Origin of the sequence: Streptomyces sp. NPDC093586 (assembly GCF_044764905.1) — a bacterium.
In the GTDB taxonomy this organism is placed as follows: domain Bacteria; phylum Actinomycetota; class Actinomycetes; order Streptomycetales; family Streptomycetaceae; genus Streptomyces.
The window spans coordinates 16,894-42,459 of sequence record NZ_JBIWJA010000043.1 but is presented as its reverse complement, the minus strand read 5'-3'; the positions used below and the strand labels follow the sequence as shown (position 1 = coordinate 42,459).

Below are 25,566 nucleotides of genomic sequence, written 5' to 3'. Positions count from 1 at the left end.
CCGGAGGCTGGGGGGAGTGCCGGCCGGAGGCTGGGGGGAGTGCCGGCCGGAGGCTGGGGGGAGTGCCGGCCGGAGGCTGGGGGGAGTGCCGGCCGGAGGCTGGGGGGAGTGCCGGCCGGAAGCCCTCGTACTGGACGTACTCGGGCTTCCGGCCGGTGCGGCAAGTGGGGGCACCCCCTCCGGGGGAGCGTGCCGGACGCCGCGACGGGGCGAACGCCGCCTGCCGCGGCACTAGGCGGGCAGGTGCCTCGCCGCGAAGTCCAGTTCCAGGCGGACCTGCTTGATGCGTTCGTCGACCACCAGGGAGCCGTGGCCCGCGTCGTAGCGGTAGACCTCGTGGACCGCGCCCCTCGCCTCCAGGCGCTTGACGTAGTTCTCGATCTGGCGGATCGGGCAGCGCGGGTCGTTGACCCCCGCCGAGATGTACACCGGTGCCTTGACCCGGTCGACGTAGGTCAGGGGCGAGGACGCCTCGAAGCGGTCGGGGACCTCCTCGGGGGTGCCGCCGAGCAGCGTGCGGTCGAGGGCCTTCAGCGCCTCCATCTCGTCGTGGTACGCGGTGACGTAGTCGGCGACCGGGACGGCGGCGATGCCGAGGGTCCACGCCTCGGGCTGGGTGCCGAGGCCGAGGAGGGTGAGGTAGCCGCCCCAGGAGCCGCCGGTGAGGACCAGGCGGGCCGGGTCGGCGAGCCCGGAGGCGACCGCCCACTCGCGCACCGCCGCGATGTCCTCCAGCTCGATGAGACCGACCCGGTGCTTGAGGGCGTCGGTCCAGGCCCGGCCGTATCCGGTGGAGCCCCGGTAGTTGACGCGGACCACCGCGTACCCGTGGTCGACCCAGGCGGCCGGGCCCGCGGCGAAGGAGTCGCTGTCGTGCCAGGTCGGTCCGCCGTGGATGTCGAAGACGGTCGGCAGCGGTCCGGTCGCGCCCGCCGGCTTCTGGACCAGGGCGTGGATGCGGCCTCCCGGGCCCTCCACCCACACGTCCTCCACCGGGACCGAGCGGGGCGACTTCATGCCGGGCGGGTCGAGGACGACCCGCCCACCGGTGGAGCGGACGGCCGACGGCTCGGCGGCCGAGGACCACAGGTACTCCACGGTGCCGTCGGGGCGGGCCGTCGCCCCGGAGACGGTGCCCGCGGGGGTCTCGATCTCCACCAGTTCGCGCTCGGCGAAGTCGTAGCGGAACAGTTCGCTGCGGGCCTCGAAGCCGTGCACGATCAGCAGGCCGCTGCCGTCCGGGTACCACTCGGCGCTCACGTCGCCGGGCAGCTCCAGGGCGAGGTCCGTCTGCTCGCCCGTGGCCACGTCCCACACCAGGGGCTCCCAGCGGCCCCGGCGCTGGTGCCCGATGAGCAGACGGGTGTCGCCGTCGACGGGGGCGAAGCCCAGCACCTCCAGGCCCAGCTCCTTCTCGCCGCCCTCGGTGTCGTCGAGCTCGGCGACCGTCGTGCCGTCGGGGCGCAGGACGCGCAGCGCCGAGTGCATGGCGTCCCCGTGCTCGGTGTGCTCGATCGCGATCAGCGTGCCGTCGTGGGAGAGGTCCCCGACGCCCGCCGACTCGCGGTGGCGGTAGATCTCCACCGGGGCGTCGCCCGCGTGCGCGAGGTGGATCGTCGTGCCGTCCTCGTCGGTCGAGCGGCCGATCACCGCCGTCCGCCCGTCCCGGCCGAGGGCGAGGCCCGCCGGATAGGAGGGGTCCAGGCCCGGCACCGCGAGCTCGTCCTCGCCGCCCGCGAAGGACTGGCGGCGCCAGACGCCGAACTCGTCGCCGTCCTTGTCGTCGAACCACCAGATCCACGCGCCGTCCGGGGAGAGCACGCCGTCCGTCGTGCCGTTGGGCCGGTCCGTGACCTGCCGCTGCTCGCCGGTCGAGCGGTCCCAGGCGTACAGCTCGTACGTCCCCGTCGCGTTCGACACGAACAGGGAGCGGTCCGGCGCGTCCTCGGCCCAGTCGGGCAGCGAGACCCGCGGCGCTCGGAACCGCTTCTCCCAGTCAGGCATCCCCTCGCCCTGTCCCCGCGCGCCGTCCCGCGCGTCCCGCACGCCCTGCTGATCCGGTGAGACGGACCCGTTGCTCTCAGTCATGGCCCCATAGTGCCCCGCCGCACCGCCAACGCGCAGACCGCGTCCCCAGCCTGTGGACAACCCCACTCATCCACAGCCCCGCGGGCCGGACACCGGCGCGTGCCCCGTACCGTGGAGGGCGTGTACCGGTTTCTGCTGACCCCCCGCTGGTGGGGAATCAACGTCTTCGTCGTGCTCGCCATCCCCTTCTGCATCTTCATGGGGTCCTGGCAGCTGGGCCGGTTCGAGGACCGGGTGCAGGACCACCACCGCGCCACCACCCAGGCGGAGACGGCCCGGCACGAACCGGCCCGCCCGCTGGGCGAACTGCTGCCCGTCGACAAGGCGACGGTCGGCAAGCAGGCCACCGTGAGCGGCCGGTACGCCGAGCAGCTGCTCGTGCCGGACCGGAAACTGGACGACCGGCAGGGGTACTACGTCCTCACGCTGCTGCGCACCGACACCGGCCGGGCACTGCCCGTCGTACGGGGCTGGCTGCCCGGCGCCCCCGACCCGGCGAAGGCCCCGGCCCCGCCCGCCGGCGAGGTCACCGTCACCGGTGCGCTGCAGGCGTCCGAGACGCCCGGCGACAACGGCGTCAGCTCCCGCTCCGGGTGGCCGAAGGGCCAGACCGGCGCCATCAGCGCGGCGACGCTGGTGAACCTCGTGCCGTACGACGTGTACGACGCCTGGGTCACGCTGAACAAGGGCGACTCCGGGATGCGGGCCGTGCCGGTGAGCGCGCCGCAGAACTCCGGCCTGGACCTGAAGGCCTTCCAGAACCTCGGCTACACCGCCGAGTGGTTCGCCTTCGTGGGCTTCGTCGTCTTCATGTGGTTCCGGCTGCTGCGCCGGGAGGCCGAGCTGGCCCGGGACACGGAGCTGGGCCTGGCCCCGGAGGGGAACGAGGGCGAGGCCGCCGCCGGCGCCGACGCGGGGCAGGAGTCCCGCCCCAGCCCGTCCGGCGTCTGAGCACGGACGCGCCCGGCGCCGCCCGAGCGCCGGCCGCCGCCGGTCACGTCCCGGCCAGCACTCCCGTCCAGTACACGGTCCCCGCGCACGCGCCCGGCACCGTGACCGCGGCCGGCCCCGAGCCTCCCTCGGGGGTGTACGAGACCGTCACGCTCCCGTCGGCCTGGCCCCCCTCGGTGACCAGCTGCGTCGTGGTGCCGGTGTCGCCGCCCGTGGAGGTGCCGGTGGTGGCGTCCGGTTCCCCGGTGGGCGACGGGTCCGGCGACGGATCGCCGGTGCCGCCGCCCGTGGTGCCGCCGCCGGTGGTCGGGCAGGTCTCCGAGGGCACCCAGGCGAACCTCACCTCGTAGGAGGCGCCGGAGGCCAGCGTCAGCGAGACGGACTCCAGCGACGGGTCGGGCAGTGCGGCCGCGGCATCGCCCGCCGCGTGCCGCGCGGTGCCGATCCTGGCCGGGTCCGCCGCGCCCTGGGGGGTGGCGGCCACGCTGCCGGGACCGGCGACGGTACAGCTGTCCGAGGAGACGTTGGTGACGCGGAAGGAACCGTAGACGGCGCCCGCGGAGTCGGGGGCCGCGCTGCTCGCGACGGCCGGGCCGAGTTGCTGCGCCGTGCACGGCGGGAGGTCAGCGGGGCTGCTGGCGGAGGGCCCGGCGCCGGTGGCCGTCCCCGCGGCGGAGCCGCCGGTCTCCTTGTCCGTCGGCTGCCGGGTCGGCTCGGACTTCTCCTCGTCCTCGGTCTTCCCGGCGGAACCGGTGTCACCGCCCTGTCCGGCGGCCGGGTCCCTGCCCTGGCTGGTGCCGCCCTGCGCCTGCGAGGCGTTGCCGGCCACGGACGGGTCGGCGCCGGGGCCGGTGGTGCCCGACACGTGGACGAGGGCGGGGACCGCCGTGCCGATGAACAGGGCGGCGGCGACCATGCCGACGGCCGCCTGCCGTTTGCGGGCCCGCCGGGCCGGTACCGCCCGGCGGAGGTGCTCCAGGGTGCCGTCGCTCGGCTCGACGTCCTGCACGGCGCTGTGCAGCATCCTGCGCAGCGCCAGTTCGTCGGGGGCGAGCCCGGCGGGTCCCTGAGTGTCGGGGCCCTTGGCGGCGGGGCCGTGGTTCACAGTTCCGTTCCCAGCGTGCGTCTGCTTCGGCTCTTGCCCGGTCGGCCCGGCCGGTTCGTGACCCCCGTGGGCGTCACGCCGTGCCTCGTTGCCGTCGCTCATGCCGGCGCCTCCATGGCCACCCTGAGCGCCGCGATGCCGCGTGATCCGTACGCCTTCACCGAGCCCAGCGATATGCCGAGCGTCTCGGCGACCTGCGCCTCGGTCATGTCGGCGAAGTAGCGCAGGACCAGGACCTCGCGCTGGCGGCGCTGCAGTCCCTTCATCGCCTTGATCAGGGAGTCGCGCTCCAGCTGGTCGTAGGCGCCCTCCTCCGCGCTCGCCATGTCCGGCATGGGCTTGGAGAGCAGCTTGAGACCGAGGATGCGGCGGCGCAGTGCCGAGCGCGAGAGGTTGACGACGGTCTGCCGCAGGTAGGCCAGCGTCTTCTCGGGGTCGCGCACGCGTTTGCGCGCCGAGTGGACGCGGATGAAGGCCTCCTGGACGACGTCCTCGCAGGAGGCCGTGTCGTCGAGGAGGAGGGCCGCGAGACCGAGCAGCGACCGGTAGTGGGCGCGGTAGGTCTGGGTGAGGTGGTCGACGGTGGTCCCCGCCGCCACGACGTCCTCGGTGCCGTCACGCTGGTTCGACATGCGGGCCGGCCGCGCTGCGGGCATCGGCGCGATCACCGGCATGCCACCGGCCGCGCCGGCCGCACGGGGACGGGCGGGCCGGGCGGGAGCCCGCACGGCGGGGCCACGCGCTGCGGTGAATTCGAGTACCTCTGCCACGCCAGTTGGACACGCCCGGCCCCATGAGGGTTGTACGTGCCGGGCGTCATGTTCCCGTGTCTTCCGGGCAGCCACCCGGCTGACGGTGCGTCATAGGCCCTCATCGTCGCGCTCTTCCCCTATGTCCCATGTGAACGAGCGTCCCCACGCCCGCTCTCGGCGTCCCCGCGCCGATCCACGCGCCCCACGCCCCGAGATGGGTGACCGCAAAGACGCTCCCCGCCCTTCGCACGGTTGCGGAGGGCGGGGAGCAAATCCTCTGATGCCGCAGGTGTCGGTTACAAGTGGTCCGGACCGACTTCCGGATCACATCTCGTGCACGGATCCTGCGAACGACGTCCACGGCGGCCGGGGCTTCGCGCCCCGCCGCCGGGTTCAGCCGAACTCGGCCGCCACCAGCTCCGCGATCTGAGCGGTGTTCAACGCGGCGCCCTTGCGCAGGTTGTCCCCGCACACGAAGAGTTCGAGCGCCGTCGGGTCGTCCAGTGCCCGCCGTACCCGGCCGACCCAGGTCGGGTCGGTGCCGACCACGTCGGCGGGGGTGGGGAACTCACCGGCGGCCGGGTCGTCGAAGAGGACCACGCCGGGCGCGGTGGCCAGGATCTCCCGCGCCCTGTCGACGGTGACCTCGCCCTCGAAGCGGGCGTGCACGGTCAGGGAGTGCGTGGTGACCACGGGGACCCGTACGCACGTCACCGCCACCGGCAGCCGCGGCAGCCCGAGGATCTTGCGGGACTCGTCCCGCACCTTCATCTCCTCCGACGACCAGCCGTCCTCGCGCAGCGAACCCGCCCACGGCACGACGTTCAGCGCGACCGGCTCCGGGAACGGCCCGGTGTCGTCGCCGACGGCCCGCCGCACGTCACCGGGGCTGGTCCCCAGCTCGGTGCCGGCCACCAGAGACAGCTGCCGGCGCAGGGTGTCCACGCCGTCCCGCCCGGCCCCGCTCACCGCCTGGTACGAGGAGACGACCAGCTCGCGCAGCCCGAACTCGGCGTGCAGCGCGCCCAGCGCCACGATCATGGACAGCGTCGTGCAGTTGGGGTTGGCGATGATGCCGCGCGGCCGCATCCGCACCGCGTGCGGATTGACCTCGGGCACGACGAGCGGCACCTCCGGGTCCATCCGGAACGCGCCCGAGTTGTCGACCACCACCACGCCCTTGGCGGCGGCGACCGGCGCCCACCGGGCGGCCACCTCGTCGGGTACGTCGAACATGGCGACGTCGACCCCGTCGAAGGCCTCCTCGGTGAGCGCGACCACCTCGACCTCCTCGCCGCGCACGGCCAGCTTGCGGCCGGCCGAGCGGGGCGAGGCGATCAGACGGATGTCCCCCCAGATGTCCGCGTGCTGGGACAGGATCTGGAGCATCACCGAACCGACGGCGCCGGTCGCCCCGACGACGGCCAGGGTCGGCCGTCCGGTGCGCCCGGCGCCCGGGAAGTCGGACATCAGCGCCCGGTGCCCCCGTAGACGACGGCCTCGTCGCTGTCGGAGTCCAGGCCGAAGGCGGTGTGCACGGCGCGCACGGCCTCGTTCACGTCGTCCTTGCGGGTGACGACCGAGATGCGGATCTCGGAGGTCGAGATCAGCTCGATGTTCACGCCCGCGTCGGACAGCGCGGTGAAGAAATCGGCGGTGACCCCGGGGTTGGTCTTCATCCCGGCGCCCACCAGCGAGATCTTCCCGATCTGGTCGTCGTAGCGCAGCGAGTCGAAGCCGATGCCGGAGCGGTTCTTCTCCAGCGCGTCGATGGCCTTGCGGCCCTCGGACTTCGGCAGGGTGAAGGAGATGTCCGTCAGACCAGTGGAGGCGGCGGACACGTTCTGCACGACCATGTCGATGTTGACCTGGGCGTCGGCGATCGTCCGGAAGATCGCGGCCGCCTCGCCCGGCTTGTCCGGCACACCGACGACCGTGATCTTGGCCTCCGACGTGTCGTGCGCGACTCCGGAGATGAGGGCCTGCTCCACCTGCTTTTCCCCTTGCTTGATCGGCTCGCTGCTGACCCACGTGCCCTGCAGTCCGCTGAAGCTGGACCGGACGTGGATCGGGATGTCGTACCGGCGGGCGTACTCCACGCAGCGGTGGAGGAGCACCTTGGAACCGGAGGCGGCGAGCTCCAGCATGTCCTCGAAGGAGATCCAGTCGATCTTCTTCGCCTTCTTCACCACGCGCGGGTCGGCGGTGAACACGCCGTCGACGTCGGTGTAGATCTCGCAGACGTCCGCGTCGAGCGCGGCGGCGAGGGCGACGGCCGTGGTGTCGGAACCGCCGCGGCCCAGCGTGGTGATGTCCTTGCTGTCCTGGCTGACGCCCTGGAAGCCGGCCACGATGGCGATGTTGCCCTCGTCCACCGAGGTGCGGATGCGGCCCGGCGTGACATCGATGATCCGGGCTTTGTTGTGGACCGAGTCGGTGATGACACCTGCCTGGCTCCCGGTGAACGACTGCGCCTCGTGGCCCAGGTTCTTGATCGCCATGGCCAGCAGGGCCATGGAGATCCGCTCTCCGGCGGTCAGCAGCATGTCGAGCTCGCGCCCGGCAGGCATCGGGGAAACCTGCTCGGCGAGATCGATCAGCTCGTCCGTCGTGTCGCCCATCGCGGAAACTACGGCGACCACCTGGTTGCCGTTCTGCTTCGCTTCCACGATCCGCTTGGCGACGCGCTTGATGCCCTCGGCATCGGCTACGGAGGAGCCTCCGTACTTCTGCACGACAAGGCCCACGTGCGCTCCTCGCTCAATCCGTCATTTTCCGCACGTACGTACCTGTACTGCGGTCGGCTCATTCTATCGAGCGTCCGAAATTCCCCCCTGCGGTACCGCATGGTGAGACTTCGGGGCCCGTCCAGGCAGGCTCATGCCCAGGGGGAGGCGGGCCACTCGGGAAAGTGCCGCGAGTCACACGTTCACAAGCGGGGCGGCTCAGTCGGCCAGCTCTTTGAGAGGGGCGGTGTCGAGGGTGATGTCGACGGGGGCGGGGAGCTGGACGGTCGCTCCGAAGGGCAGCTTCTCCTCGTGCTGGTAGTGGCCGTTGTCCGGCTGGTCGAACACCACGACGGAGCAGTTGTCCCGGTCGATGAGGAGGTAGACCGGAATCCCGGCAGCCGCATACCCATCGGGTTTGTCCACGCGGTCCCGCTGCGCGGCATCGGAGTCCCATGAGGTGACTTCCACAGCCATCAGAGCGCCGTCGGGCGCTGACCACTCGCCGTGCCCCTTGAAAGCGCCGCGGGGAACCAGCACCCCGTCCGCTCGCGCCCGGCCCTTGCGGTAGCCCTCCGTCATGAGACCCCGCTCCGCGTGCAGCCACAGATCGGGGCGGTGCTGCATACAGAGCCTTTGCAGCCAGGCGACGATCTCGCTGTGGTTGCCGTCCGGCATGGGCTTGACCACGACCTTTCCCCTGATGAACTCCAGCCGCACCAGCTCGGGGGCACGGCGATCGAGCTCCTCGAACTCCTCGACGGACATCAGTGGCTGGTGCTCGGTCCTGGGGATCATGGCGTCGCCTCCTCGACACCATGGTGCCCCGGCCAGCGCCTCCTGCACCTCAGTACTTCTCACGGGCGCTCCACGTGAATACGCTTCCGGCCCGCACAGTCGGCCAGAGCCCGGATGTCGCCCAGGTCGTCGGTGAGGATCGGGGCCTCGTCGTAGGTGATGGAGGCGAGAACGACGCTCGCGTCGATGACGTCGGAGGTCTTGTTCTCCCGGCATAGCACGGCCGCCGCCTTCGCCAGGGCCTCGGTGAACGGCAGCACCTCACAGCCGTGCAGTACGCGATGCAGGGCTGCCGCCCTGGGGCGCGAGTCCCAGCCCTGCGCCAGAACCCCGGCCGGAACGACGGGCGTCGTTCCCCTGCCCATCGCCCTGTAGTGCATGTGCAGGAAGGCCGGGTCGTTCTTCGCGGCGGCGATCAGCGCACCGGTGTCGTAGATGATGTGGCTCATGCGCTGCGCCGCTCCTCCGGCGTTCCTCCGAAGAGGGCGTCGATGCGCGCGTCGGCTGCGGCCACCTCGCCGGCGGTGGGCCACCCGTACTCGTCGAAGTGCTCCTCCATCGCACGCATCCCCTCCCGGAGGAGGCGACGGTTGGCGAGGTACTGCTCCAGTGCCCGGCTGATCACTGCCGAGATCTGCTCGTCCTCGGCGGCGGCGAACTGCCGCAGCGCCGTCCCGAGCTCTGCGTCGATACTCACGCTGAACTTCGCCTTCTCCGCCATATTACGAATGTATTCCGGACGCTCTACGGGTTCCAGCGCCTCGGCGGGAGGCCGTTCGCGATCCGGTCGCGGTTGTCGCGGTAGTGGTAGAAGACGCGGTCCTCGATGGGCACCGGACGGAACGTGTCCGGTACGGGACCACCCGTGGCGCGCTCCAGCTTCTTCTTCAGGAAGTACGCCGACGCCGTGCCCAGGTGGGCGATCTCCTCGAAGCCCTTGACGATGTCCTCGTCGGACATCGGGTTGGCCTCGTTCTCCCGGCGGCAGTCCTCGCAGATACCGCGGTCGATCTTCACCGTGCGTTCGTCCTGGTCACAGGTGGCGCAGGCCATGATCACGCGGGTCACTTTCGCGCGCGGCTCGCGCTGCTGCGGAGGCATCTTCGACTCCAGTCGTCGGCGGGCGAGTCCGCCCGGATTGCTGACGGTGGGCGGGAGCCCTTCGGTCAGGGCTCGGGTGATGTCGTCGGGTGTGGCGCCCCGGGACAGCCATTCCTCGGCGAGAGGCGCGAGGGAACGGCAGTCGCCCTCGGTGAGCGGCATGCGGGCGTCGGCGGCGCGGAGTGCGGTGAGCGCGCGGTAGGCGGCGCTGACCGGCTCGGATCCGGGTTCGGGAGCGGGCTCGGGCTCGGGCTCGGGCTCGGGGGTGGGCTCGGAGGCTTCCGGTACGGCGACGGCGGCCACCAGCTCCTCGATCCGGGCCAGGCCCGGCTGGTGGTCCCGGGTCACGTCCTTGCCGTGCCGCTCCCGCGCGAACTCCGCCCACCACTCCGCCGACCTGCGGGTACGCGACCAGTACGTCCGCGTGACCCACCGCATGGTGTTGTCCTCGACGGTGATGTGCTCCTTGATCCAGCGCAGGTGGCCGGCCTCGGTGATGCGGGTGAGCGAGCTGCGCATCGCCTGCTGGCCGTAGCGGGGGTGCTCCGCCGCGAGCGCCTTGTGGCCCATCGTGTGGCCGGTGTCGAGGTGGTCGATGAAGACGGCGACCTCGGCGTCGCGCGGGAGCAGGTGTGCGAAGTCCGGGTCGGCGTGCGGGTCTTCGTCGCCCGCGAGGCGCTTTCCGTAGCCCGGATTGGCCATGGGGTGGGACGGGGAGGGCAGGGCGGGACTAGGGTTGGCGTAAGCCACCATCGAACTTGTCCTTCGATGCGTTGGTCAGGCCCCGGAGTTGGTGTTGCCAGCACCGCCGGGGCCGACTCATGTCTGGTCGGTTGCCGCGAACCTAAAGCGGCTTTACGCAGCGGCGCAAGCCGATCACGGAACGTCACCCGCACGAGGTACGGCGTCTCAATTCACGTTCAGACTTGGTTGGTTGGGTATTTCAACCAGACCAGAAAACCCAGGGGAAGAGCTCGGGTCCCGGGGCTCAAGCTCCGGGCCGAACTGCGGCGATGAAGGCCGACCAGGCGGGCGCGGAGACGCGGAGTTCGGGGCCCTCGGGGGCCGACTTGGAATCACGGATGTGGATGGCGAGGGCGAGGGCTACCTCGACGCAGGCGCCGCCTTCGTTGTCGCTGTAGCTGGACTTGATCCACGTCAGCTGGTCACTCACGACGATCCACCATCTCCTCGATGAAGCGAGCCGACTCAGCAGGGCTGAGGGCCTGCGCGCGGATCATGCTAAGCCGCTCCGACACACGGCTGACAACCCCCGGGTCGGCCGAGAGTTCACTGGCGAACGGGCCCTCCGTGAAGGCGCAGCGCTCGTGGTCTCGGGATTCCAGGAGCACCATCGGCCCCATGATCGCGTCGCTGATGACCCGCTCGAACGGCAGCACCTGCAAGACGACGTTCCTGAGCTTCGACGCCTCCAGCAATCGACTCAGTTGCTTGACGTCCACCATGGGGTTTCGCAGAGCGGCCTCGTACAGCACGAAGCTCAAGGACACCGGAGGTTTCCGCTCGGTAAGAATGGCCTGTCGCTCCATTCGCGCAGCGATGCGTTCCTCCACCGTGTCCTGTTCCAGTGGCGGGTGCCTATTCTCGATCAGTGCACGCGCATAGCCCTCGGTCTGCAACAGCCCTGGGACTAAGGCAACTTCGTACCATCCGAGGCTGATCGCCTCTCTTTCCCGCTCCATGAAGTCTTGAGCCCGCGCCGGGAACTTCTCACGCCGCAAGTACTCCTTCGCGGCGCTCAACAGCCCTTCCGCGCGGCACAGCTCATCCGCCACGTCCAGGACTCGCGGCGTCGGCATGCGGACGCCCTGTTCCATGGACTTGATGGTGTCCGGCGAGTAACTGGCGGCTTCGGCGAGCTGCTCTCTGCTCACATTGGCCTTGGTGCGCCAGCGTTTCAGCTGGTTACCGCTGTAGCGCCAGGCAACCGGCGGCTGGGAGTTGTACTGGACCGACACGGCACGCACCTCCGACCGATACACCACGGCGTGTATCACCTCAGTCGCTACCGAGCGTAGCCCCGTCGGCGTCAGCGTGTGACCATGACGAACGCACTTCACCGCCCCGGCTGGGTCCCGGCCGCCGGACATCAACTGCACGTGACCGGCGTGCACTTCGACGCCGTACGGGTCGACGGCATCCGCGGGGAGCTGGTCGCCGACTGGCTCGTCGAGGCGACGGACGACGACGCGGGGCCGATCGTGTGCGAGACGGGGGGTGGGCGATGGGTGTACTTCCTGCTGGCGCCCGGGGAGGTCTCGGCGCACGACTGGCCCTTGGGGGTACAGCAGTTGGGCGGCAGGCCCCGTACTGTCACCTACGTCGGCGTCCCGGCCCTGGAGGGCAACACCTGGCCACTGCGCTGGTACAGCGCGCCCACGCCGACCGCGCCGTACGTGTGCGCGGCCCAGCTGCGGCTCGCGCTGGAATGATGTGCGGGTGGAGAGATCGTACGAGCTGACCCGGGCGGCGAAGGACGGGGACCTGGCGCTGGTGACCCGGCTGCTGGACGCCGGTGTCGCGGTGGACGCCCTCGGAGAGGGAGCGCGGACGGCGCTGGACCTGGCGGCCCAGGAGAACCACGCCGCCGTGGTCCGGGCGCTGCTGGCGGCCGGCGCTGACACGGCGGCGCATGCCGGGCCCTATCACGACCTCACCCCGCTCACCTGCGCGGCGATGTACGGGAGCACGGACGCCGTCGCGGCGTTCCTCGACGCCGGGGTGTCCGTGGGAGCGCAGGACAGGATTCCGTACACGCCGCTGGTGGTGGCGTCCGGCGCCAACCACGCCGAGACCGTCGCCCTGCTCCTGGACCGCGGGGCGGACATCGAGGACCGGGCCATGAAGAACCGGACGGCTCTCGAATGGGCCGCGTGCTTCGGACAGGTCGAGGCGGTACTGGAGCTGCTCGGCCGGGGCGCCGAGGTGACGGACACGGCTCGCGACTGCGCGGAGCGGCACGCGGGCCGGGACGAGGAGAAACGACCTCGCTACGAGCAGATCGCACAGGCCCTGCGCGCTGCCGGTGCCGCCGTTACTTGACCTGGCGCAGGCCCAGGGGCCCCGCGATCTCCCGCACCATGACCCGGCCGGCCTCCCGCTCCAGGGCGTCGTCGCCGGGGTCCTGGTCGGTGTCGAGGCCGTCCAGCTCCTCGAGGGGCTGGTTCAGGCGGACGTGGGCGACGACCGACTGGAGGGCGCGCAGGGTCGCGGAGGCGGTGGAGCCCCAGTTGGAGAAGTAGGAGAACTGCCACCACCACAGCGCCTCCGTGGTGCGGCCCGCCTTGTAGTGGGCCATGCCGTGGCGCAGGTCGGTGATGACGTCGGTGAGGTCGTCCGAGATACGGGCCGGGACCGGGGCCTTGCGCGGCTCGTAGGGGTCGAAGACCTCGGAGTAGACGTCGATCGGCTCCAGGAGGCGGGCGAGGTTCTCGCGCAGCTCGTCCACGTCCAGCTCCGGGCCCGGGTCGGGCTCGTACCGCTCGTCGGGGACGATGTCCTCGTGGGCGCCCAGGCGTCCGCCGGCCAGCATGAGCTGGGAGACCTCGAGGAGGAGGAAGGGGACGGCCGAATCCGGTTCGTCGCCCTTGGCCACTTCCGTGACCGCGACCAGGAAGCTCTCGATCTGGTCGGCGATCTGGACCGCGAAGTCGTCGGGGTTCTGATGGGTCGCGTGCAGCGTGGCGTCAGACATCTAGGAGTCGTCTCCCCTCGAAGGCACGGCCGAGGGTCACCTCGTCCGCGTATTCCAGATCGCCGCCCACCGGAAGGCCGCTGGCCAGGCGGGTGACCTTGAGGCCCATGGGCTTGATCATGCGGGCGAGATACGTGGCCGTGGCCTCGCCCTCCAGATTCGGGTCCGTGGCCAGGATCAGTTCCGTGACCGTGCCGTCCGCGAGACGGGCGAGCAGTTCACGGATGCGGAGATCGTCGGGGCCCACTCCGTCGATCGGACTGATCGCGCCACCGAGCACGTGGTACCGGCCGCGGAACTCGCGGGTGCGCTCGATGGCGACGACGTCCTTCGGTTCCTCCACCACACAGATGACGGAAGGATCACGGCGCGCGTCACGGCAGATGGTGCACTGCTCCTCCTGTGCGACGTTGCCGCAGGTCGCGCAGAAGCGGACCTTGGCCTTCACTTCCATGAGGGCCTGGGCGAGACGCCGCACGTCGGTCGGCTCCGCCTGGAGGATGTGGAAGGCGATCCGCTGCGCGCTCTTGGGACCGACGCCGGGCAGACGCCCCAGTTCGTCGATGAGGTCCTGGACCACGCCTTCGTACAACGGACTGCCGTCCTTCCTGAGATTCCTTCACTACGTACGGTAGAGGGCTTCGGTCCGCCTCAGAAGGGCAGACCGGGGATGCCGCTTCCGCCGCCCAGCCCCTGGGCGAGCGGTCCGAGCTTCTGCTGCTGGAGGCTCTGCGCGTTCTCGTTGGCCGCCTGCACGGCGGCGACGATCAGGTCGGCGAGGGTCTCGGTGTCCTCCGGGTCCACCGCCTTCGGGTCGATCACGAGACCGCGCAGCTCGCCGGAGCCCGTGACGGTGGCCTTCACCAGGCCGCCGCCCGCCTGTCCGTCGACCTCCGTCCGCGCCAGCTCCTCCTGCGCCTTCGCGAGGTCCTGCTGCATCTTCTGGGCCTGCTGGAGCAGCTGCTGCATGTTGGGCTGGCCACCACCGGGGATCACGTTCAGCTCCTGTCACCGCTGTCGCCGCGCCGTCGCGGCGGGTTTTTCCCGTTCGGCACGAGCCTACGTGGTCCGGGCGGCCCTCGCCCCAGCACTCTTTCGAGTGATTCGAGCGTGCGCCCTATACCTGATCAAGGCCCTCTTCCGGGCGGATAAGTGGCCAAAACCGCCTCTTCGCCACCCATTGGGCGGTAGGAAGAGTCCGGCGCGTCACCTCGGGCGTCGCACGAGCGCCACGAGGTCTTCACGGACGGTGAGCAGTAGGGAGTGCCGGGTGGGTCAGCCGGAGATGCAGCCCGAGGGGCTGCCGCAGGACGGGCCGCGCGGCGAGGGGGCGGCCGGGCACGTTCCGGGCGACCTGACCGGACGGGCGCTTCCGCTCGGCGACTGGGCGCTGCCCGCCGAGCGACTGGACGAGCTGTACCGGTGGGTGGAGCGGGGCGCGCTGGAGACGGCGGCCTGGTATCTCGCGGACCGGGTGGGGAAGCGGCGGGGAGCGCGGTTGCTGCGGGGCGGGGCCGCGGTGGGGGCACTCGCCGGGGCGGTGCTGCCGCTGCTGGACATGACGGGGGTCGCGGGCGGGGCCGCGCCCTGGGGGTACCTCGCGCTGCTGCTCGGGGCCGCGTGCGTGGCGGCGGACCGGTACTTCCGGGTGACCTCCGGGTGGATGCGGGACGTGGCGACGGCACAGGCGGTGCAGCGGCGGCTGCAGGCGCTGCAGTTCGACTGGGCGTCGGAGAGTGTCCGGGAGGTGCTGGGACCGGCGGACGGGACGGCGAGCGAGGCGGCCGAGCGCTGCCTGGGGGTGCTGCGGCGGTTCTCGGAGGACATGACGGAGCTGGTGCGGGCGGAGACGGCGGACTGGATGGTGGATTTCCGGACCGGGTCGGCGCCGTTGGGGCTTCAGTCGGTGGGGGGTGCCGGAGGGCTGGGGCGGCCGGACGTGGAGGCGGGGGCGCCGGGAAGGTTCTCGGTGGCACCCAACGGAGCTCGGCCGAACATGCCCCGCCAGAGGCCGCCGGAGCCGAGGTGAGTCGCGGGGCGTCTGTGGGGTCGGTGCGGTGAGGGCGGGGTGTGCGGGCCGGCGTTCGGTTGTGCGTGGGGTGGGGTGCGCGGCCCCGTACTGGCGCAGCGGGGCGGCTCGGTGCTACTCGCGGGTGTAGGTCAGGGTTTCTCCCGTCGTGGTGTTGGTGCGGGTGAGGGTGCCGTTCGGCAGGGACCTGACCTCGGTGGGTTCTCCCGGGGTGCAGGTCGAGGACGGGCCCGTCGTCACCGTGGAGGGGCCCAGGCGCAGGGGGCCGTCGGTGCCCGGGGCGGCGGTCAGGTCGGCCTCGAAGACGCAGTGATAGGTGCCGTTGCCGGCGGGGCCCTCGGCGACCAGGGACATGACCGTGTCACCGACCTCGCCCTGCCGGACGGTCAGCCGGCGGGTGTGCACGCCGGAGGCGTTGTCGATGGTCGTGGTCCACGTCCCCAGGTACGCGGCCGGGATCGTGCCCTCCGGGGAGGGCGAGGTGGCCGGCGCGCTCGGCGTGCCGTTCGCCGGGGCCGGTCCGGACGTGCCGGTGCCCGGGGTCGCGGAGGCGGTCGGGGCGGTCGTCGGATCGCCGCCCGCCCGGTCGTCGTCCTTGCCGCCGCTCATCAGCGCGTAGACCGAGCCACCGGCGCCGAGGGCGACGACCAGGGCGACGGCGACCAGCAGCGCGGTGGAACGGCCTTTCCGGGACGGTTCCCGGGCCGGCCCGTGGGGCGGCGGGCCGTAAGGCGGCGGGCCGTAGGGCGGGGTCGAGCCGAGTCCGCCGTACGGCTGGTACTGCGGCGGGGTCCCCTGCGCTCCGGGTGGCTGGTTCCAGGCCGGTGCCGGGGCGTAGCCGTGCGCGATCGGCTCGGCGGGGTGCTGTCGCGGGTGGCCGTGCGCGGGCGCGGGGCTCGTGGGCGGGAGCGGGGGCGGCGTCGGAGTGCCCTGGCCGCCCACGACCAGCGTGGGGAGGTGGTTCGTCGGCGCTCCGTTGCCCGGCTGCCGCGGGGGCGGCGGCCCCGGGGGCACGGCGGCGCCCGGTTCCGGGTCGCCGGGGTGCGGCGCGGGTGACTGTCCCGGACGGCCGGGGCCGGAACCGGCGGCGGAGGCCACTGCTGCGGCGGACCCCCCGGCAACCGGTGGTCCCGGTGCCGGTGGTCCCGGTGCCGGTGATCCCTGTGCCGGTGATCCCGGCGCCCCCGCGTCCTGCGGGTTCTCCGTGTCCTGCGGGTCCTCCGTGTCCAGCAGCTGGACCGCGTGCCGGCCGAGCTGGGCCACCAGGGCGCTGGGGAGCCAGGGGTCCCTGGAGCGGCCCTCCGCGACGGTGTCCTGCGCGCCCGTGCGCTCCAGCACCTCGGCGAGGGAGGGACGGGCCGCCGGGTCCTTCTTCAGGCAGTCGCGGACCAGGTCGGCGATGCCCTCGGGCACGCCCTCCAGGTCGGGTTCCTCCTGCGCGATGCGGAACATCAGCGCGTGCACGCCGCTGCCCGCGGTGCCGAAGGGCAGGTCGCCCGTGGCGGCGTAGACGAGGATCGAGCCGAGGCAGAAGACGTCGCAGGCGGGCGTGATCCGGTCACCGCGCACCTGCTCGGGCGCCATGAAGCCGGGCGAGCCGACGAGCGCGCCGGTACGGGTGAGTCCGCCGTCGGTCACGGTCTCCAGGGCCCGCGCGATACCGAAGTCGATGACGCGGGGGCCGTCGATGGTGACGAGCACGTTGGACGGCTTGAGGTCGCGGTGCACGATCCCGGCGGCGTGGATGTCCTGGAGGGCGTACGCGAGCCCGGCCGCCAGGGTCCGTACCGAGCGTTCCGGGAGGGCCCCGTGGTCGTGCCCGACGACCTGCTGGAGGCTGGGCCCGGCGACGTACCCGGTGGCGACCCACGGGACGGCGGCCTCGGTGTCGGCGTCCAGCACGGGCGCCGTCCAGTACCCGCCGACCCGGCGCGCGGACTCGACCTCCTGGCGGAACCGCCGGCGGAACTCCTCCTGAGCGGCCAGTTCCTCGCGCACCAGCTTGACGGCGACGGTGCGCCCCCGGTCCGACCGGGCGAGGTAGACCTGCCCCATGCCGCCGGCGCCGAGCCGCCCCAGCAGTCGATACGCGCCGATCCGTTGCGGATCCCCGCCCCCGAGATTCTGCATGGTGCGCCGCCTTCCCCCACGTGAGCAACATTCCGAGGATAGTGCGGGGTGCTCGGCCGGTGACCCAGCGTTGTCTACGGTTCCGTAACAGGCGGACCCTCCAGCTCGCCCAACGCCTTCGACAGGCGTTCGAGGGCCTCGACCGCCGCCGCCAGTTCCGCCTCTCCCCCGTACGCCTCGGCCAGCCGGTCCGCGAAGGCCGCGTGCCCCGGGTCGATGCGGGAGACGGCGGCGCGGCCGGCGTCGGTCGGCGCGAGGAGTTTGGCGCGGCGGTGGGCCGGGTTGGGCCGGTACTCGGCGAGGCCGCGCTCCACCAGCAGGTCGGCGATGCGCTGCACGCTCTGCCGGGTGATGCCCATGGCGCGCGCGATCCCGGAGACGGGCAGCGGCTCGGGCAGCACCGCGCCGAGCACCTGCCACCAGGCGGCGGTGAGTCCGGCGGGGCGGGCCAGTTCCTCGGCGACGGCGAGGAACTGGCCGTTGAGCCGGAAGACGCCGAGCGCGCTGCGGCTGAACAGGTCCTGCCGCCGGCTGCTCACGCGGCGCCCGCCTTCTCCAGTACGGCGTACGCGGTGGGGTCGGAGTCGTGGAACAGCCGGTACCAGGCGTCGAGCACCTCGCCCTCGTACACGCCGAGCAGGCCGAGGACCTCGCGGGCGAAGGCGACCGGCTCGGTGGGGCCGGCGGTGATCAGGCCGCCGTCGGTGACCGCGTCGGTCTCGACGTACCGCTCGCCGCCCGCGTAGCCGGTCGCCGCCAGGTAGAAGGAGACGGCGCTGGTGTGCGCGCGGTCGTCGAGCAGGCCCTCGCGGGCGAGACCGGCGGTGGCGCCGCAGATGGCGGCGACGGGCACGTCGGCGTCCAGGAAGGCGCGGGCGGTGCGGGCGAAGGGGGCGAGGTCGTCACTCGTGTCCCACAGATCGGCGCCCGGCAGGATCAACAGGGAGCTGTCCTCGGGGCGCAGGCCGGCCAGGGCGAGGTCGGGCCGGACGCTCAGGCCGCCGATGCTCGTGACCGGGTCGGTGGTGGGGCCGACGGTGCGGATGGCGTACCCGCCGCGGGCCAGGTGGGCCGTGGCGTGGCCGGTCTCCCAGTCGGCGAGGGTGTCGTACACGGCGAGGTGGACGGGCTTGCGGGTGCCGTTCGCGGTGCCGGTCATGACTCCTCCTCGGAGCAAAGGGGCTATGACAGAAGACTGTCAGTTCGACAGCATGCTGTCAATCTCTTCCCGGTCTCCGCCGGTTCCCGTCGGCCCCCACCGCGTCGACAACCTGTCGTGGAAAGCCCCCGACCGCATACAGGACGCCGATTCCTTTTCCGCATCGCGGACACCTACGCTCGGCCGCATGACCCCTCAGCCCAACCCCCAGGCCGGCGCCGCCGTGAAGGCCGCGGACCGCGCGCACGTCTTCCACTCCTGGTCCGCGCAGGAGCTCATCGACCCGCTCGCCGTCGCGGGCGCCGAAGGGTCGTACTTCTGGGACTACGACGGCAAGCGCTACCTCGACCTCGCCAGCGGACTCGTCTACACCAACATCGGCTACCAGCACCCCAAGGTCGTCGCCGCGATCCAGGAGCAGGCCGCGAGGATGACGACGTTCGCGCCCGCGTTCGCCGTCGAGGCGCGCTCGGAGGCGGCGCGGCTGATCGCCGAGCGGACGCCCGGCGACCTGGACAAGATCTTCTTCACCAACGGCGGCGCCGACGCCGTCGAGCACGCGGTGCGCATGGCGCGGCTGCACACCGGGCGGCCGAAGGTGCTGTCGGCGTACCGCTCGTACCACGGCGGCACCCAGCAGGCGGTCAACATCACCGGCGACCCGCGCCGCTGGGCCTCGGACAGCGGCACGGCCGGCGTCGTGCGCTTCTGGGCGCCCTTCCTGTACCGCTCGCGCTTCTACGCCGAGACCGAGGAGCAGGAGTGCGCGCGGGCGCTGGAGCACCTGGAGTCGACGATCGTCTTCGAGGGGCCGGGGACCGTCGCCGCGGTCATCCTGGAGACGATCCCGGGCACGGCGGGGATCATGACGCCACCGCCCGGTTACCTGGCCGGGGTCCGCGAGATCTGCGACAAGTACGGGATCGTCTTCGTCCTGGACGAGGTCATGGCCGGGTTCGGGCGGACCGGCACGTGGTTCGCGGCCGACCTGTACGACGTCGTGCCGGACCTGATGACCTTTGCCAAGGGCGTGAACTCGGGCTACGTCCCGCTGGGCGGCGTCGCGATCTCCGCGAAGATCGCCGAGACGTTCGCCGAGCGGCCCTACCCCGGCGGGCTGACGTACTCCGGGCATCCGCTGGCCTGCGCCGCCGCCGTCGCCACGATCAACGTGATGGCCGAGGAGGGCGTCGTCGAGCACGCGGCGCGGCTCGGCGCCGAGGTCGTCGGTCCCGCGCTGCGGGAGCTGGCCGAGCGCCACCCGAGCGTCGGCGAGGTGCGCGGCACCGGCATGTTCTGGGCGCTGGAGCTGGTCAGGAACCGGGAGACCCGGGAACCGCTGGTGCCGTACAACGCGACCGGGCAGGACAACACCCCGATGGCCGCGTTCGCCGCCTCCGCCAAGGCCCACGGCGTGTGGCCGTTCGTCAACATGAACCGGACGCACGTGGTGCCGCCGTGCACCGTCAGCGAGGCCGAGCTCAAGGAGGGCTTCGCGGCGCTGGACACGGCACTGTCCGTGGCGGACGAGTACACGGAGTAGGAACCGCCGGCCGACCGGACCCGTGGGCGCCCCGGGCGCGTAAGGTGACGTGCCCGTACACACCGGCCAGGTGTACGGGCACGCCGCCCGCACCCGACGAGGAGAACGCCCGACCATGCCCGGCTCCAGCGGCGCCGTGACGCGCAGCACCCTGCGGCGCCAGATCGCCGACGCGCTCCGCGACGAGGTGCTGGCCGGACGGCTCCGGCCCGGACAGGAGTTCACCGTCAAGGAGATCGCCGAACAGTACGGGGTCTCCGCGACGCCCGTGCGCGAGGCCCTGGTCGACCTGTCCGCGCAGGGGCTCCTCGACACCGACCACCACCGCGGCTTCCGGGTGCACGAGTACTCCGTCGACGACTTCCGCGGCATGGTCGAGGCCCGCGGCCTCGTCACCGACGGGATGTTCACCGCCCTCGCCGGCGACCACCGGGGCCTGCGGCTCCCCGACGGCCAGCGGCTCGTCGCCGCCCTGTCGGGGGTGCGCAGACGCGGCGAGGAGGCCCAGCGCGCCGCCGTGGCCGGTGACCTCACCGTCCTCATCGGCTACGACCTGCGCTTCTGGCGGGAGCTGGCCGCCCTGTTCGGCAACCCCCACCTCTCCGACTTCCTGCACCGGCTGCGCGTGCAGAGCTGGGTGTGCACGGTGCAGCACCTGCGGCGGATCGGCGATCTGCGCGGCGCCCTGTGGTCCGGGCACACCGAACTGGTCGACGCCCTCGCCCGCCGCGACGTCCGGGCCGCCCACGCGCTCGTCGACGCCTACAACGCCCACTCCCTCACCCTCATCGAGCGGATCACCGGGGACGGAAGCGGGGACGAGGCCGGGGATGACCAACGCCCGACGTGTCGTGGCCCGGCCCCAGATGGGTAAGGGACCTGCACGCACCGCGCACCGACTACCCTTCCTTGACCACCGTGCTGTGTGAGGAGTCCTCTTTTGGCCTGTGACCTGTGGCTGGTACCGCTCGTCGACATCCTGTGCCACACGCCGGACAACCCGTTCGCCGAGGAACTCGCGCAATACGACAAGGTGCTCGCCGAGGCCGGGCTGCCGCCGGTGCCGGTGTACCCGTACATGCCGGGCCTGTCGGGCGAGGTCGCCCCGGTCGCCGGTTTCGACTACGACGCGCTGCATTTCCTGCGCCGGGCCTACCTGCTCCAGGTGTGCGGGCTGCCGGTGACACCGGTGGACGAACTCGGCGGCGACTACGAGCAGTTGCTGGAGATGTTCGAGGCGACGGCCCAGCAGTCGCACCTGGTCTGGCACTACGACCACGCGGGCGCCTACGTCCCGGTCGACTTCCCGCGCCCGCTGTCCAGCGACGAACTCCTGGAGAACGGCGGCCCCTTGGGCTCCTCGCACACCCTCCTGCGGGAACTGGAGGCCGTCGCCCCGGCCCTCGGTGTCGACCCGGCCAACCCGCCCTCGCCGCCGCAGCCGCCGCTCGCCCCGACGGAGCTGGAGGAGCCGGCCGTGCCGGGGCCGTACGATCCCAGCCCCTTCGCCCGGGAGCGCCACGTGTGGCTGGGGCTGCACGCGGCGGCCACGCGGAGCCTGGCCCAGGGGTCGATGATCGTCTTCAGCTGACGGCGCCGGATCGGCACCGGTCAGGTCAGGTCAGCCGAGCTCGGAGAGGCCCTTCGTCAGGTCGTCGGGGTTCATGACCGGGCAGACCTCGACCCGGGCGTTCATCTCGACGAGGAACGGTTCGCCGAGCGGCGGCAGTTGGGCGCTGTCCTGCATGTCGAAGAACAGCAGGGCCGTCCGCCGGCCGCCGAGGAGGCCGAAGTAGGCGGCTTCCGGCTTGGTCCTGTCGAGCGCCTCCCTCATCACGTCCGGCATCCTGCCGCTGCGGATGAGGTCGTTGGTCTTCTCCGTGTCCAGAGTCGCCTTGAGCAGCACGCGCATCGCACTCACCTTCTCCTGCCGACGCGCCGTGTACAGCCTCAGGCTATGCCCGGTACAGGGCGTATGCCCCTTCTGACGGAACGGGGCCGGGTCAGCGGATCAGGTGGATCTCCGGGGGCCAGAGCACCCCTTCGGCCAGCAGCAGCGCCGGCCCCAGGTGCACGGGGCACACCGTCAGCGGCGCCCGGCGGTACCGGACGACCTCGAAACGGGCCGGGTCGCCGCAGTCCCCGGGGTCGCCCTCGACGCCGTACGGGCCCTGGCAGACAGCGGCACGGTCACGGTCGGTCATGTCCCCGATCCCACACCGCGCCGTCGGCCGCCGCCCGGCCGGGAGGACCGAACGGCGGCCGGGAAGGCCCGGTGGGCCTACAGGAACGAGTTGATCTCGATCGTCTCGTCCCGGCCCGGGCCCACGCCGATCGCGGAGATCGGGGCGCCGGACATCTCCTCGAGCGCCTTGACGTACGCCTGCGCGTTCTTCGGCAGCTCGGCGAAGGTCTTCGCCTTGCTGATGTCCTCGTTCCAGCCCGGCAGCATCTCGTAGACCGGCTTCGCGTGGTGGAAGTCGGACTGCGAGTACGGCAGCTCCTCGACGCGCCTGCCGTCGATCTCGTACGCCACGCAGACCGGGATCTGCTCCCAGCCGGTGAGGACGTCGAGCTTGGTGAGGAAGAAGTCGGTCAGGCCGTTCACGCGGGTGGCGTAGCGGGCGATGACCGCGTCGAACCAGCCGCAGCGGCGGTCCCGGCCGGTCGTCACGCCCCGCTCGCCGCCGATGCGGCGCAGGGCCTCGCCGTCCTCGTCGAACAGCTCGGTCGGGAACGGTCCGGCGCCGACACGGGTCGTGTACGCCTTGAGGATGCCGATGACGCGGCTGATCTTCGTCGGGCCCACGCCGGCGCCGGTGCAGGCGCCGCCCGCGGTCGGGTTCGACGAGGTGACGAAGGGGTACGTGCCGTGGTCGATGTCGAGGAGCGTGCCCTGGCCGCCCTCGAAGAGGACCACCTTGTCCTGCTCCAGGGCCTGGTTGAGGACCAGGACCGTGTCGGCGACGTACGGACGGAGCTTCTCGGCGTAGCCCAGCAGCTCCCCGACCACCTGGTCGACGGCGATCGCGCGCCGGTTGTAGAGCTTGGTGAGCATCTGGTTCTTGACGTCGAGCGCCGCCTCGACCTTCTGGGTGAGGATCGACTCGTCGTACAGGTCCTGGACGCGGATGCCGACGCGGTTGATCTTGTCGGCGTAGGTCGGGCCGATGCCGCGGCCGGTGGTGCCGATCTTGCGCTTGCCGAGGAAGCGTTCCGTCACCTTGTCGACGGTCACGTTGTACGGCGTGATGATGTGCGCGTTACCGCTGATCAGGAGCTTGGACGTGTCGACGCCTCGCTCGTTCAGCCCGCTCAGCTCGGAGAACAGGACCGACGGGTCGACGACGACGCCGTTACCGATGACCGGCGTGCAGCCGGGGGACAGGATCCCGGAAGGGAGCAGGTGGAGGGCGTACTTCTGGTCGCCCACGACTACCGTGTGGCCGGCGTTGTTGCCGCCCTGGTAGCGCACCACATAGTCGACGGAACCACCGAGCAGGTCCGTCGCCTTTCCCTTGCCTTCGTCACCCCACTGAGCACCGAGCAGCACAAGTGCGGGCACGCGCGTACACCCCTTCCGGGTGGGGCATGTCCAAGGTCGAGGGCGTACGCGGAGGTCTCCGCCGCGTGCACCGCGACCGTCGTTGGCCGCCAACCGTCGGACCGGATGCCCCGGAATAGACGAAGCCCCTGGCGCAATAGCGCAAGGGGCTCTTGCACAAAGATGCTACCCGAGGAAGCGAGGCATGGCCGAGGTGGCGACTTCCGCGAGATCGTCCGCGACGCCCGATCAGCTCCTGGTGGTCGTCGACCCGGTCGCCCGTCGGACGGACGGCGAGTCCGTCCGCATCGCGAGGGACGTGCTCCGCGCGGGTGCCGCGCACACGAAGGTGTGCCTGCCGGCGGACCCCGAGGAGTTCGCGCGGGCGCTGCGGCGCCGGGGGTCGCGGCGCCCCGTCGTGATCGGCGACGACCGTGCGCTGCTGCGGGCCGTCACGCTGCTGCACCGGCAGCGGGAGCTGGCGGGGTGCGCGCTGTCGGTGGTGCCGGTGGGGCCGGTGCTCGGCCTCGCCCGGTCGCTCGGTGTGCCGACGGGCGCGGTGGCGGCGGCGCGGGCGGTGCTGGACGGGGCGGTACGGCGGCTGGACCTGCTCGTCGACGACAGCGACGGGGTGGTGCTGGGCGAGGTGGGCATCCCGCCGGTCGCGGTCCGCGAGGACGCGGACGCTGACACCGAGGCCGGGGCGCACCCGGCGGGCCGGCCCTGGCTGCGGACCTGCCAGTCCCTGGTCCGGACGCTGGCCCCCGCGCGGCCGGCCCGGATCACCGCGGGCCCCGGCGCGTCCGGTCCGGCCCGGCTGCGGGTGGAGGTCGACGGGGTCACCCTGGTGGACCTGGACCGGCCGGTCGACGCGGTGTCGGTCCTGCCGGGCTCCCGGGGGCTGGCCGAGGTGGAGGTGCGGCCGGTGTCGGTGGGCGCGCAGGCGATGCCACTGACGGCGACGGGCCGGACGGTGACCGTGTCGGGGGCGCACTACCGGTACCGGGCCGACGCGGTGGTGTCGGGGCCGGTGCTCACGCGGACGTGGGTGGCCCGGGAGGGGGCGTGGGGGCTGACGCTGCCGGAGTGAGGCCACCCGGTACCGGGCCGGCGTCCCGCCAGGGGGCGTCGCCGGACCAGTGCCGCGGCAGGCGGCGTTCGCCCCGTCGCGACGCCCGGCACGCTCCCCCGGAGGGGGTGCCCCCACTCGCCGTACCGGACGAACGCCCGCGTACGTCCGGTACGAGGGCTTCCGGCCGGCACTCCCCCCAGCCTCCGGCCGGGGGGATCCCCGGAGCACGCGCCGGACACCGCTCCTCACCGGGCGAACGTCGCCTGCCGCGGCACTAGAGGGTGCCGCCGAAGACCTTCTCGCGGTGCTCGCGCCAGCGCTCCATCATGGCCGCGATCTCGCCGTCGACGAACTCGAAGAAGGCGAGCGTCTCGGCCATGCGGCGGCCCGCCGGGGTGTCGGCGCCGAGGCTGGTGACGCCCTCGCGCAGGGCGCCCTCCCACCGTTTGAGGACCGCCTCGCGGCTGGTCAGCGCCTCGTACCACTGGTTGCTGTGCACCCGGTACCGCTCCCGCCGGGAGCCGGGCTCCCGCTCCCGCGACACCATGTGCTGCTGGGCGAGGTACCGGACGGCCCCGGAGACGGCGGCCGGGCTGACCCGGAGCCGTTCGCCGAGTTCGGCGGAGGTCAGGGAGCCCGAGTCGGAGGCGAGCAGCGCGGCGAACACCCGGGCCGGCATGCGCTGCATCCCGGCCTCGACGAGCTGCGCGGCGAAGCCCTCCACGAACCTCGACACCGCCTCGGGGTCGCGCCCCGGTCCTCTCGCATCCGCTTCTTCCGTCATCCTCCGATCATCTCTCACCACCTTGACGGTTTCTTAACTTCACAAATTTCTGAAAGAAGCGTACGTTCC

Annotated in this window: 29 protein-coding genes; 8 read left to right on the top strand and 21 right to left on the bottom strand. The window is 72.1% G+C overall.

Annotated elements, in window-relative coordinates:
- Positions 1–231 precede the first annotated feature (231 nt).
- The gene (locus ACIRFH_RS31220) at positions 232–2,088 is read right to left on the bottom strand and encodes a S9 family peptidase (protein WP_403528151.1); all 1,857 of its coding nucleotides are present in this window, start codon (positions 2,086–2,088) and stop codon (positions 232–234) included.
- A gap of 120 nt (positions 2,089–2,208) precedes the next feature.
- Between ACIRFH_RS31220 and ACIRFH_RS31215 the strand changes: the two genes are divergently transcribed.
- Positions 2,209–3,039 (top strand): SURF1 family protein, encoded by an 831-nt coding sequence (locus tag ACIRFH_RS31215; protein WP_403528149.1) that lies wholly within the window; start codon positions 2,209–2,211, stop codon positions 3,037–3,039.
- Positions 3,040–3,082: 43 nt separating this feature from the next.
- Here the strand turns inward: ACIRFH_RS31215 and ACIRFH_RS31210 are convergent, their stop codons facing one another.
- The 10 genes from ACIRFH_RS31210 to ACIRFH_RS31165 all read right to left on the bottom strand — a co-directional run bounded on the left by ACIRFH_RS31210 (position 3,083) and on the right by ACIRFH_RS31165 (position 11,500).
- Complete coding sequence (locus tag ACIRFH_RS31210; protein WP_403528146.1) at positions 3,083–4,144, bottom strand: hypothetical protein; 1,062 nt, start codon at positions 4,142–4,144, stop codon at positions 3,083–3,085.
- A 98-nt stretch (positions 4,145–4,242) separates the two neighbouring features.
- Positions 4,243–4,818: a SigE family RNA polymerase sigma factor gene (locus ACIRFH_RS31205; RefSeq protein WP_403528190.1), complete on the bottom strand. Its 576-nt coding sequence runs from the start codon at positions 4,816–4,818 to the stop codon at positions 4,243–4,245.
- Positions 4,819–5,289: 471 nt separating this feature from the next.
- Entirely contained in the window at positions 5,290–6,366 is a 1,077-nt protein-coding gene (locus ACIRFH_RS31200; protein WP_403528143.1) for an aspartate-semialdehyde dehydrogenase, read from the bottom strand.
- Entirely contained in the window at positions 6,366–7,643 is a 1,278-nt protein-coding gene (locus tag ACIRFH_RS31195) for an aspartate kinase (RefSeq protein WP_403528140.1), read from the bottom strand. Before ACIRFH_RS31195 ends, ACIRFH_RS31200 begins: the two co-directional genes overlap by 1 nt.
- A gap of 198 nt (positions 7,644–7,841) precedes the next feature.
- Positions 7,842–8,420: a Uma2 family endonuclease gene (locus ACIRFH_RS31190; RefSeq protein WP_403528137.1), complete on the bottom strand. Its 579-nt coding sequence runs from the start codon at positions 8,418–8,420 to the stop codon at positions 7,842–7,844.
- Positions 8,421–8,479: 59 nt separating this feature from the next.
- Entirely contained in the window at positions 8,480–8,869 is a 390-nt protein-coding gene (locus tag ACIRFH_RS31185) for a hypothetical protein (RefSeq protein WP_403528134.1), read from the bottom strand.
- A complete protein-coding gene (locus tag ACIRFH_RS31180) occupies positions 8,866–9,117 on the bottom strand; it encodes a hypothetical protein (protein ID WP_403528131.1) in 252 nt (83 codons plus the stop codon). Before ACIRFH_RS31180 ends, ACIRFH_RS31185 begins: the two co-directional genes overlap by 4 nt.
- A gap of 47 nt (positions 9,118–9,164) precedes the next feature.
- Positions 9,165–10,274: a hypothetical protein gene (locus ACIRFH_RS31175; RefSeq protein ID WP_403528128.1), complete on the bottom strand. Its 1,110-nt coding sequence runs from the start codon at positions 10,272–10,274 to the stop codon at positions 9,165–9,167.
- A 235-nt stretch (positions 10,275–10,509) separates the two neighbouring features.
- Positions 10,510–10,695, bottom strand: coding sequence for a DUF397 domain-containing protein (locus ACIRFH_RS31170; protein ID WP_403528125.1), 186 nt, complete (start codon positions 10,693–10,695; stop codon positions 10,510–10,512).
- Positions 10,688–11,500: a helix-turn-helix domain-containing protein gene (locus ACIRFH_RS31165; protein WP_403528122.1), complete on the bottom strand. Its 813-nt coding sequence runs from the start codon at positions 11,498–11,500 to the stop codon at positions 10,688–10,690. Before ACIRFH_RS31165 ends, ACIRFH_RS31170 begins: the two co-directional genes overlap by 8 nt.
- 84 nt (positions 11,501–11,584) lie before the next feature.
- On the opposite strand from ACIRFH_RS31165, the gene ACIRFH_RS31160 reads away from it, so the two are divergent.
- Together ACIRFH_RS31160 and ACIRFH_RS31155 are read left to right on the top strand one after the other, a co-directional pair.
- A complete protein-coding gene (locus ACIRFH_RS31160) occupies positions 11,585–11,974 on the top strand; it encodes a hypothetical protein (RefSeq protein ID WP_403528119.1) in 390 nt (129 codons plus the stop codon).
- A 7-nt stretch (positions 11,975–11,981) separates the two neighbouring features.
- A complete protein-coding gene (locus ACIRFH_RS31155) occupies positions 11,982–12,584 on the top strand; it encodes an ankyrin repeat domain-containing protein (protein ID WP_403528117.1) in 603 nt (200 codons plus the stop codon).
- On the opposite strand, the gene ACIRFH_RS31150 is transcribed toward ACIRFH_RS31155, so the two are convergent.
- Genes ACIRFH_RS31150 through ACIRFH_RS31140 form a run of 3 tightly spaced genes read right to left on the bottom strand, consistent with a single transcriptional unit; the run spans position 12,577 to position 14,232 of the window.
- Complete coding sequence (locus ACIRFH_RS31150) at positions 12,577–13,236, bottom strand: DUF5063 domain-containing protein (RefSeq protein WP_403528114.1); 660 nt, start codon at positions 13,234–13,236, stop codon at positions 12,577–12,579. The genes ACIRFH_RS31155 and ACIRFH_RS31150 overlap by 8 nt on opposite strands.
- Complete coding sequence (recR, locus tag ACIRFH_RS31145; RefSeq protein ID WP_030183812.1) at positions 13,229–13,828, bottom strand: recombination mediator RecR; 600 nt, start codon at positions 13,826–13,828, stop codon at positions 13,229–13,231. Before recR ends, ACIRFH_RS31150 begins: the two co-directional genes overlap by 8 nt.
- 59 nt (positions 13,829–13,887) lie before the next feature.
- Positions 13,888–14,232 carry a YbaB/EbfC family nucleoid-associated protein gene (locus ACIRFH_RS31140; protein ID WP_403528110.1) on the bottom strand — a complete coding sequence of 115 codons (345 nt, stop codon included), beginning with the start codon at positions 14,230–14,232 and terminating at the stop codon, positions 13,888–13,890.
- A 274-nt stretch (positions 14,233–14,506) separates the two neighbouring features.
- On the opposite strand from ACIRFH_RS31140, the gene ACIRFH_RS31135 reads away from it, so the two are divergent.
- Complete coding sequence (locus ACIRFH_RS31135) at positions 14,507–15,265, top strand: SLATT domain-containing protein (RefSeq protein WP_403528107.1); 759 nt, start codon at positions 14,507–14,509, stop codon at positions 15,263–15,265.
- Between the two features lie 114 nt (positions 15,266–15,379).
- Here the strand turns inward: ACIRFH_RS31135 and ACIRFH_RS31130 are convergent, their stop codons facing one another.
- The 3 genes from ACIRFH_RS31130 to ACIRFH_RS31120 all read right to left on the bottom strand — a co-directional run bounded on the left by ACIRFH_RS31130 (position 15,380) and on the right by ACIRFH_RS31120 (position 18,554).
- Positions 15,380–17,395, bottom strand: coding sequence for a serine/threonine-protein kinase (locus ACIRFH_RS31130; protein WP_403528104.1), 2,016 nt, complete (start codon positions 17,393–17,395; stop codon positions 15,380–15,382).
- A gap of 74 nt (positions 17,396–17,469) precedes the next feature.
- On the bottom strand, positions 17,470–17,934 hold the full coding sequence (locus ACIRFH_RS31125) for a MarR family winged helix-turn-helix transcriptional regulator (protein ID WP_403528101.1): 465 nt from the start codon (positions 17,932–17,934) through the stop codon (positions 17,470–17,472).
- Positions 17,931–18,554, bottom strand: coding sequence for a type 1 glutamine amidotransferase family protein (locus ACIRFH_RS31120; RefSeq protein ID WP_403528098.1), 624 nt, complete (start codon positions 18,552–18,554; stop codon positions 17,931–17,933). Before ACIRFH_RS31120 ends, ACIRFH_RS31125 begins: the two co-directional genes overlap by 4 nt.
- A gap of 187 nt (positions 18,555–18,741) precedes the next feature.
- Here ACIRFH_RS31120 and ACIRFH_RS31115 point away from each other — a divergent pair, with 187 nt between their 5' ends.
- The 3 genes from ACIRFH_RS31115 (at position 18,742) to ACIRFH_RS31105 (ending at position 21,688) form a co-directional block, all read left to right on the top strand.
- On the top strand, positions 18,742–20,097 hold the full coding sequence (locus ACIRFH_RS31115; RefSeq protein ID WP_403528095.1) for an aspartate aminotransferase family protein: 1,356 nt from the start codon (positions 18,742–18,744) through the stop codon (positions 20,095–20,097).
- A gap of 115 nt (positions 20,098–20,212) precedes the next feature.
- Positions 20,213–20,971, top strand: coding sequence for a GntR family transcriptional regulator (locus ACIRFH_RS31110; protein WP_403528092.1), 759 nt, complete (start codon positions 20,213–20,215; stop codon positions 20,969–20,971).
- Positions 20,972–21,037: 66 nt separating this feature from the next.
- The gene (locus ACIRFH_RS31105; protein WP_403528089.1) at positions 21,038–21,688 is read left to right on the top strand and encodes a hypothetical protein; all 651 of its coding nucleotides are present in this window, start codon (positions 21,038–21,040) and stop codon (positions 21,686–21,688) included.
- A 30-nt stretch (positions 21,689–21,718) separates the two neighbouring features.
- Here the strand turns inward: ACIRFH_RS31105 and ACIRFH_RS31100 are convergent, their stop codons facing one another.
- The 3 genes from ACIRFH_RS31100 to ACIRFH_RS31090 all read right to left on the bottom strand — a co-directional run bounded on the left by ACIRFH_RS31100 (position 21,719) and on the right by ACIRFH_RS31090 (position 23,662).
- A complete protein-coding gene (locus ACIRFH_RS31100; protein WP_403528086.1) occupies positions 21,719–22,009 on the bottom strand; it encodes a hypothetical protein in 291 nt (96 codons plus the stop codon).
- Positions 22,010–22,100: 91 nt separating this feature from the next.
- Entirely contained in the window at positions 22,101–22,301 is a 201-nt protein-coding gene (locus ACIRFH_RS31095) for a hypothetical protein (RefSeq protein WP_403528083.1), read from the bottom strand.
- A gap of 77 nt (positions 22,302–22,378) precedes the next feature.
- A complete protein-coding gene (locus ACIRFH_RS31090) occupies positions 22,379–23,662 on the bottom strand; it encodes an adenylosuccinate synthase (protein WP_403528081.1) in 1,284 nt (427 codons plus the stop codon).
- A gap of 184 nt (positions 23,663–23,846) precedes the next feature.
- On the opposite strand from ACIRFH_RS31090, the gene ACIRFH_RS31085 reads away from it, so the two are divergent.
- Positions 23,847–24,731, top strand: a complete 885-nt coding sequence (locus ACIRFH_RS31085; RefSeq protein WP_403528078.1) for a diacylglycerol kinase family protein — start codon at positions 23,847–23,849, stop codon at positions 24,729–24,731.
- Between the two features lie 256 nt (positions 24,732–24,987).
- Here ACIRFH_RS31085 and ACIRFH_RS31080 read toward each other — a convergent pair whose 3' ends face one another.
- Entirely contained in the window at positions 24,988–25,497 is a 510-nt protein-coding gene (locus ACIRFH_RS31080) for a GbsR/MarR family transcriptional regulator (protein WP_403528075.1), read from the bottom strand.
- Between the last annotated feature and the right edge of the window lie 69 nt (positions 25,498–25,566).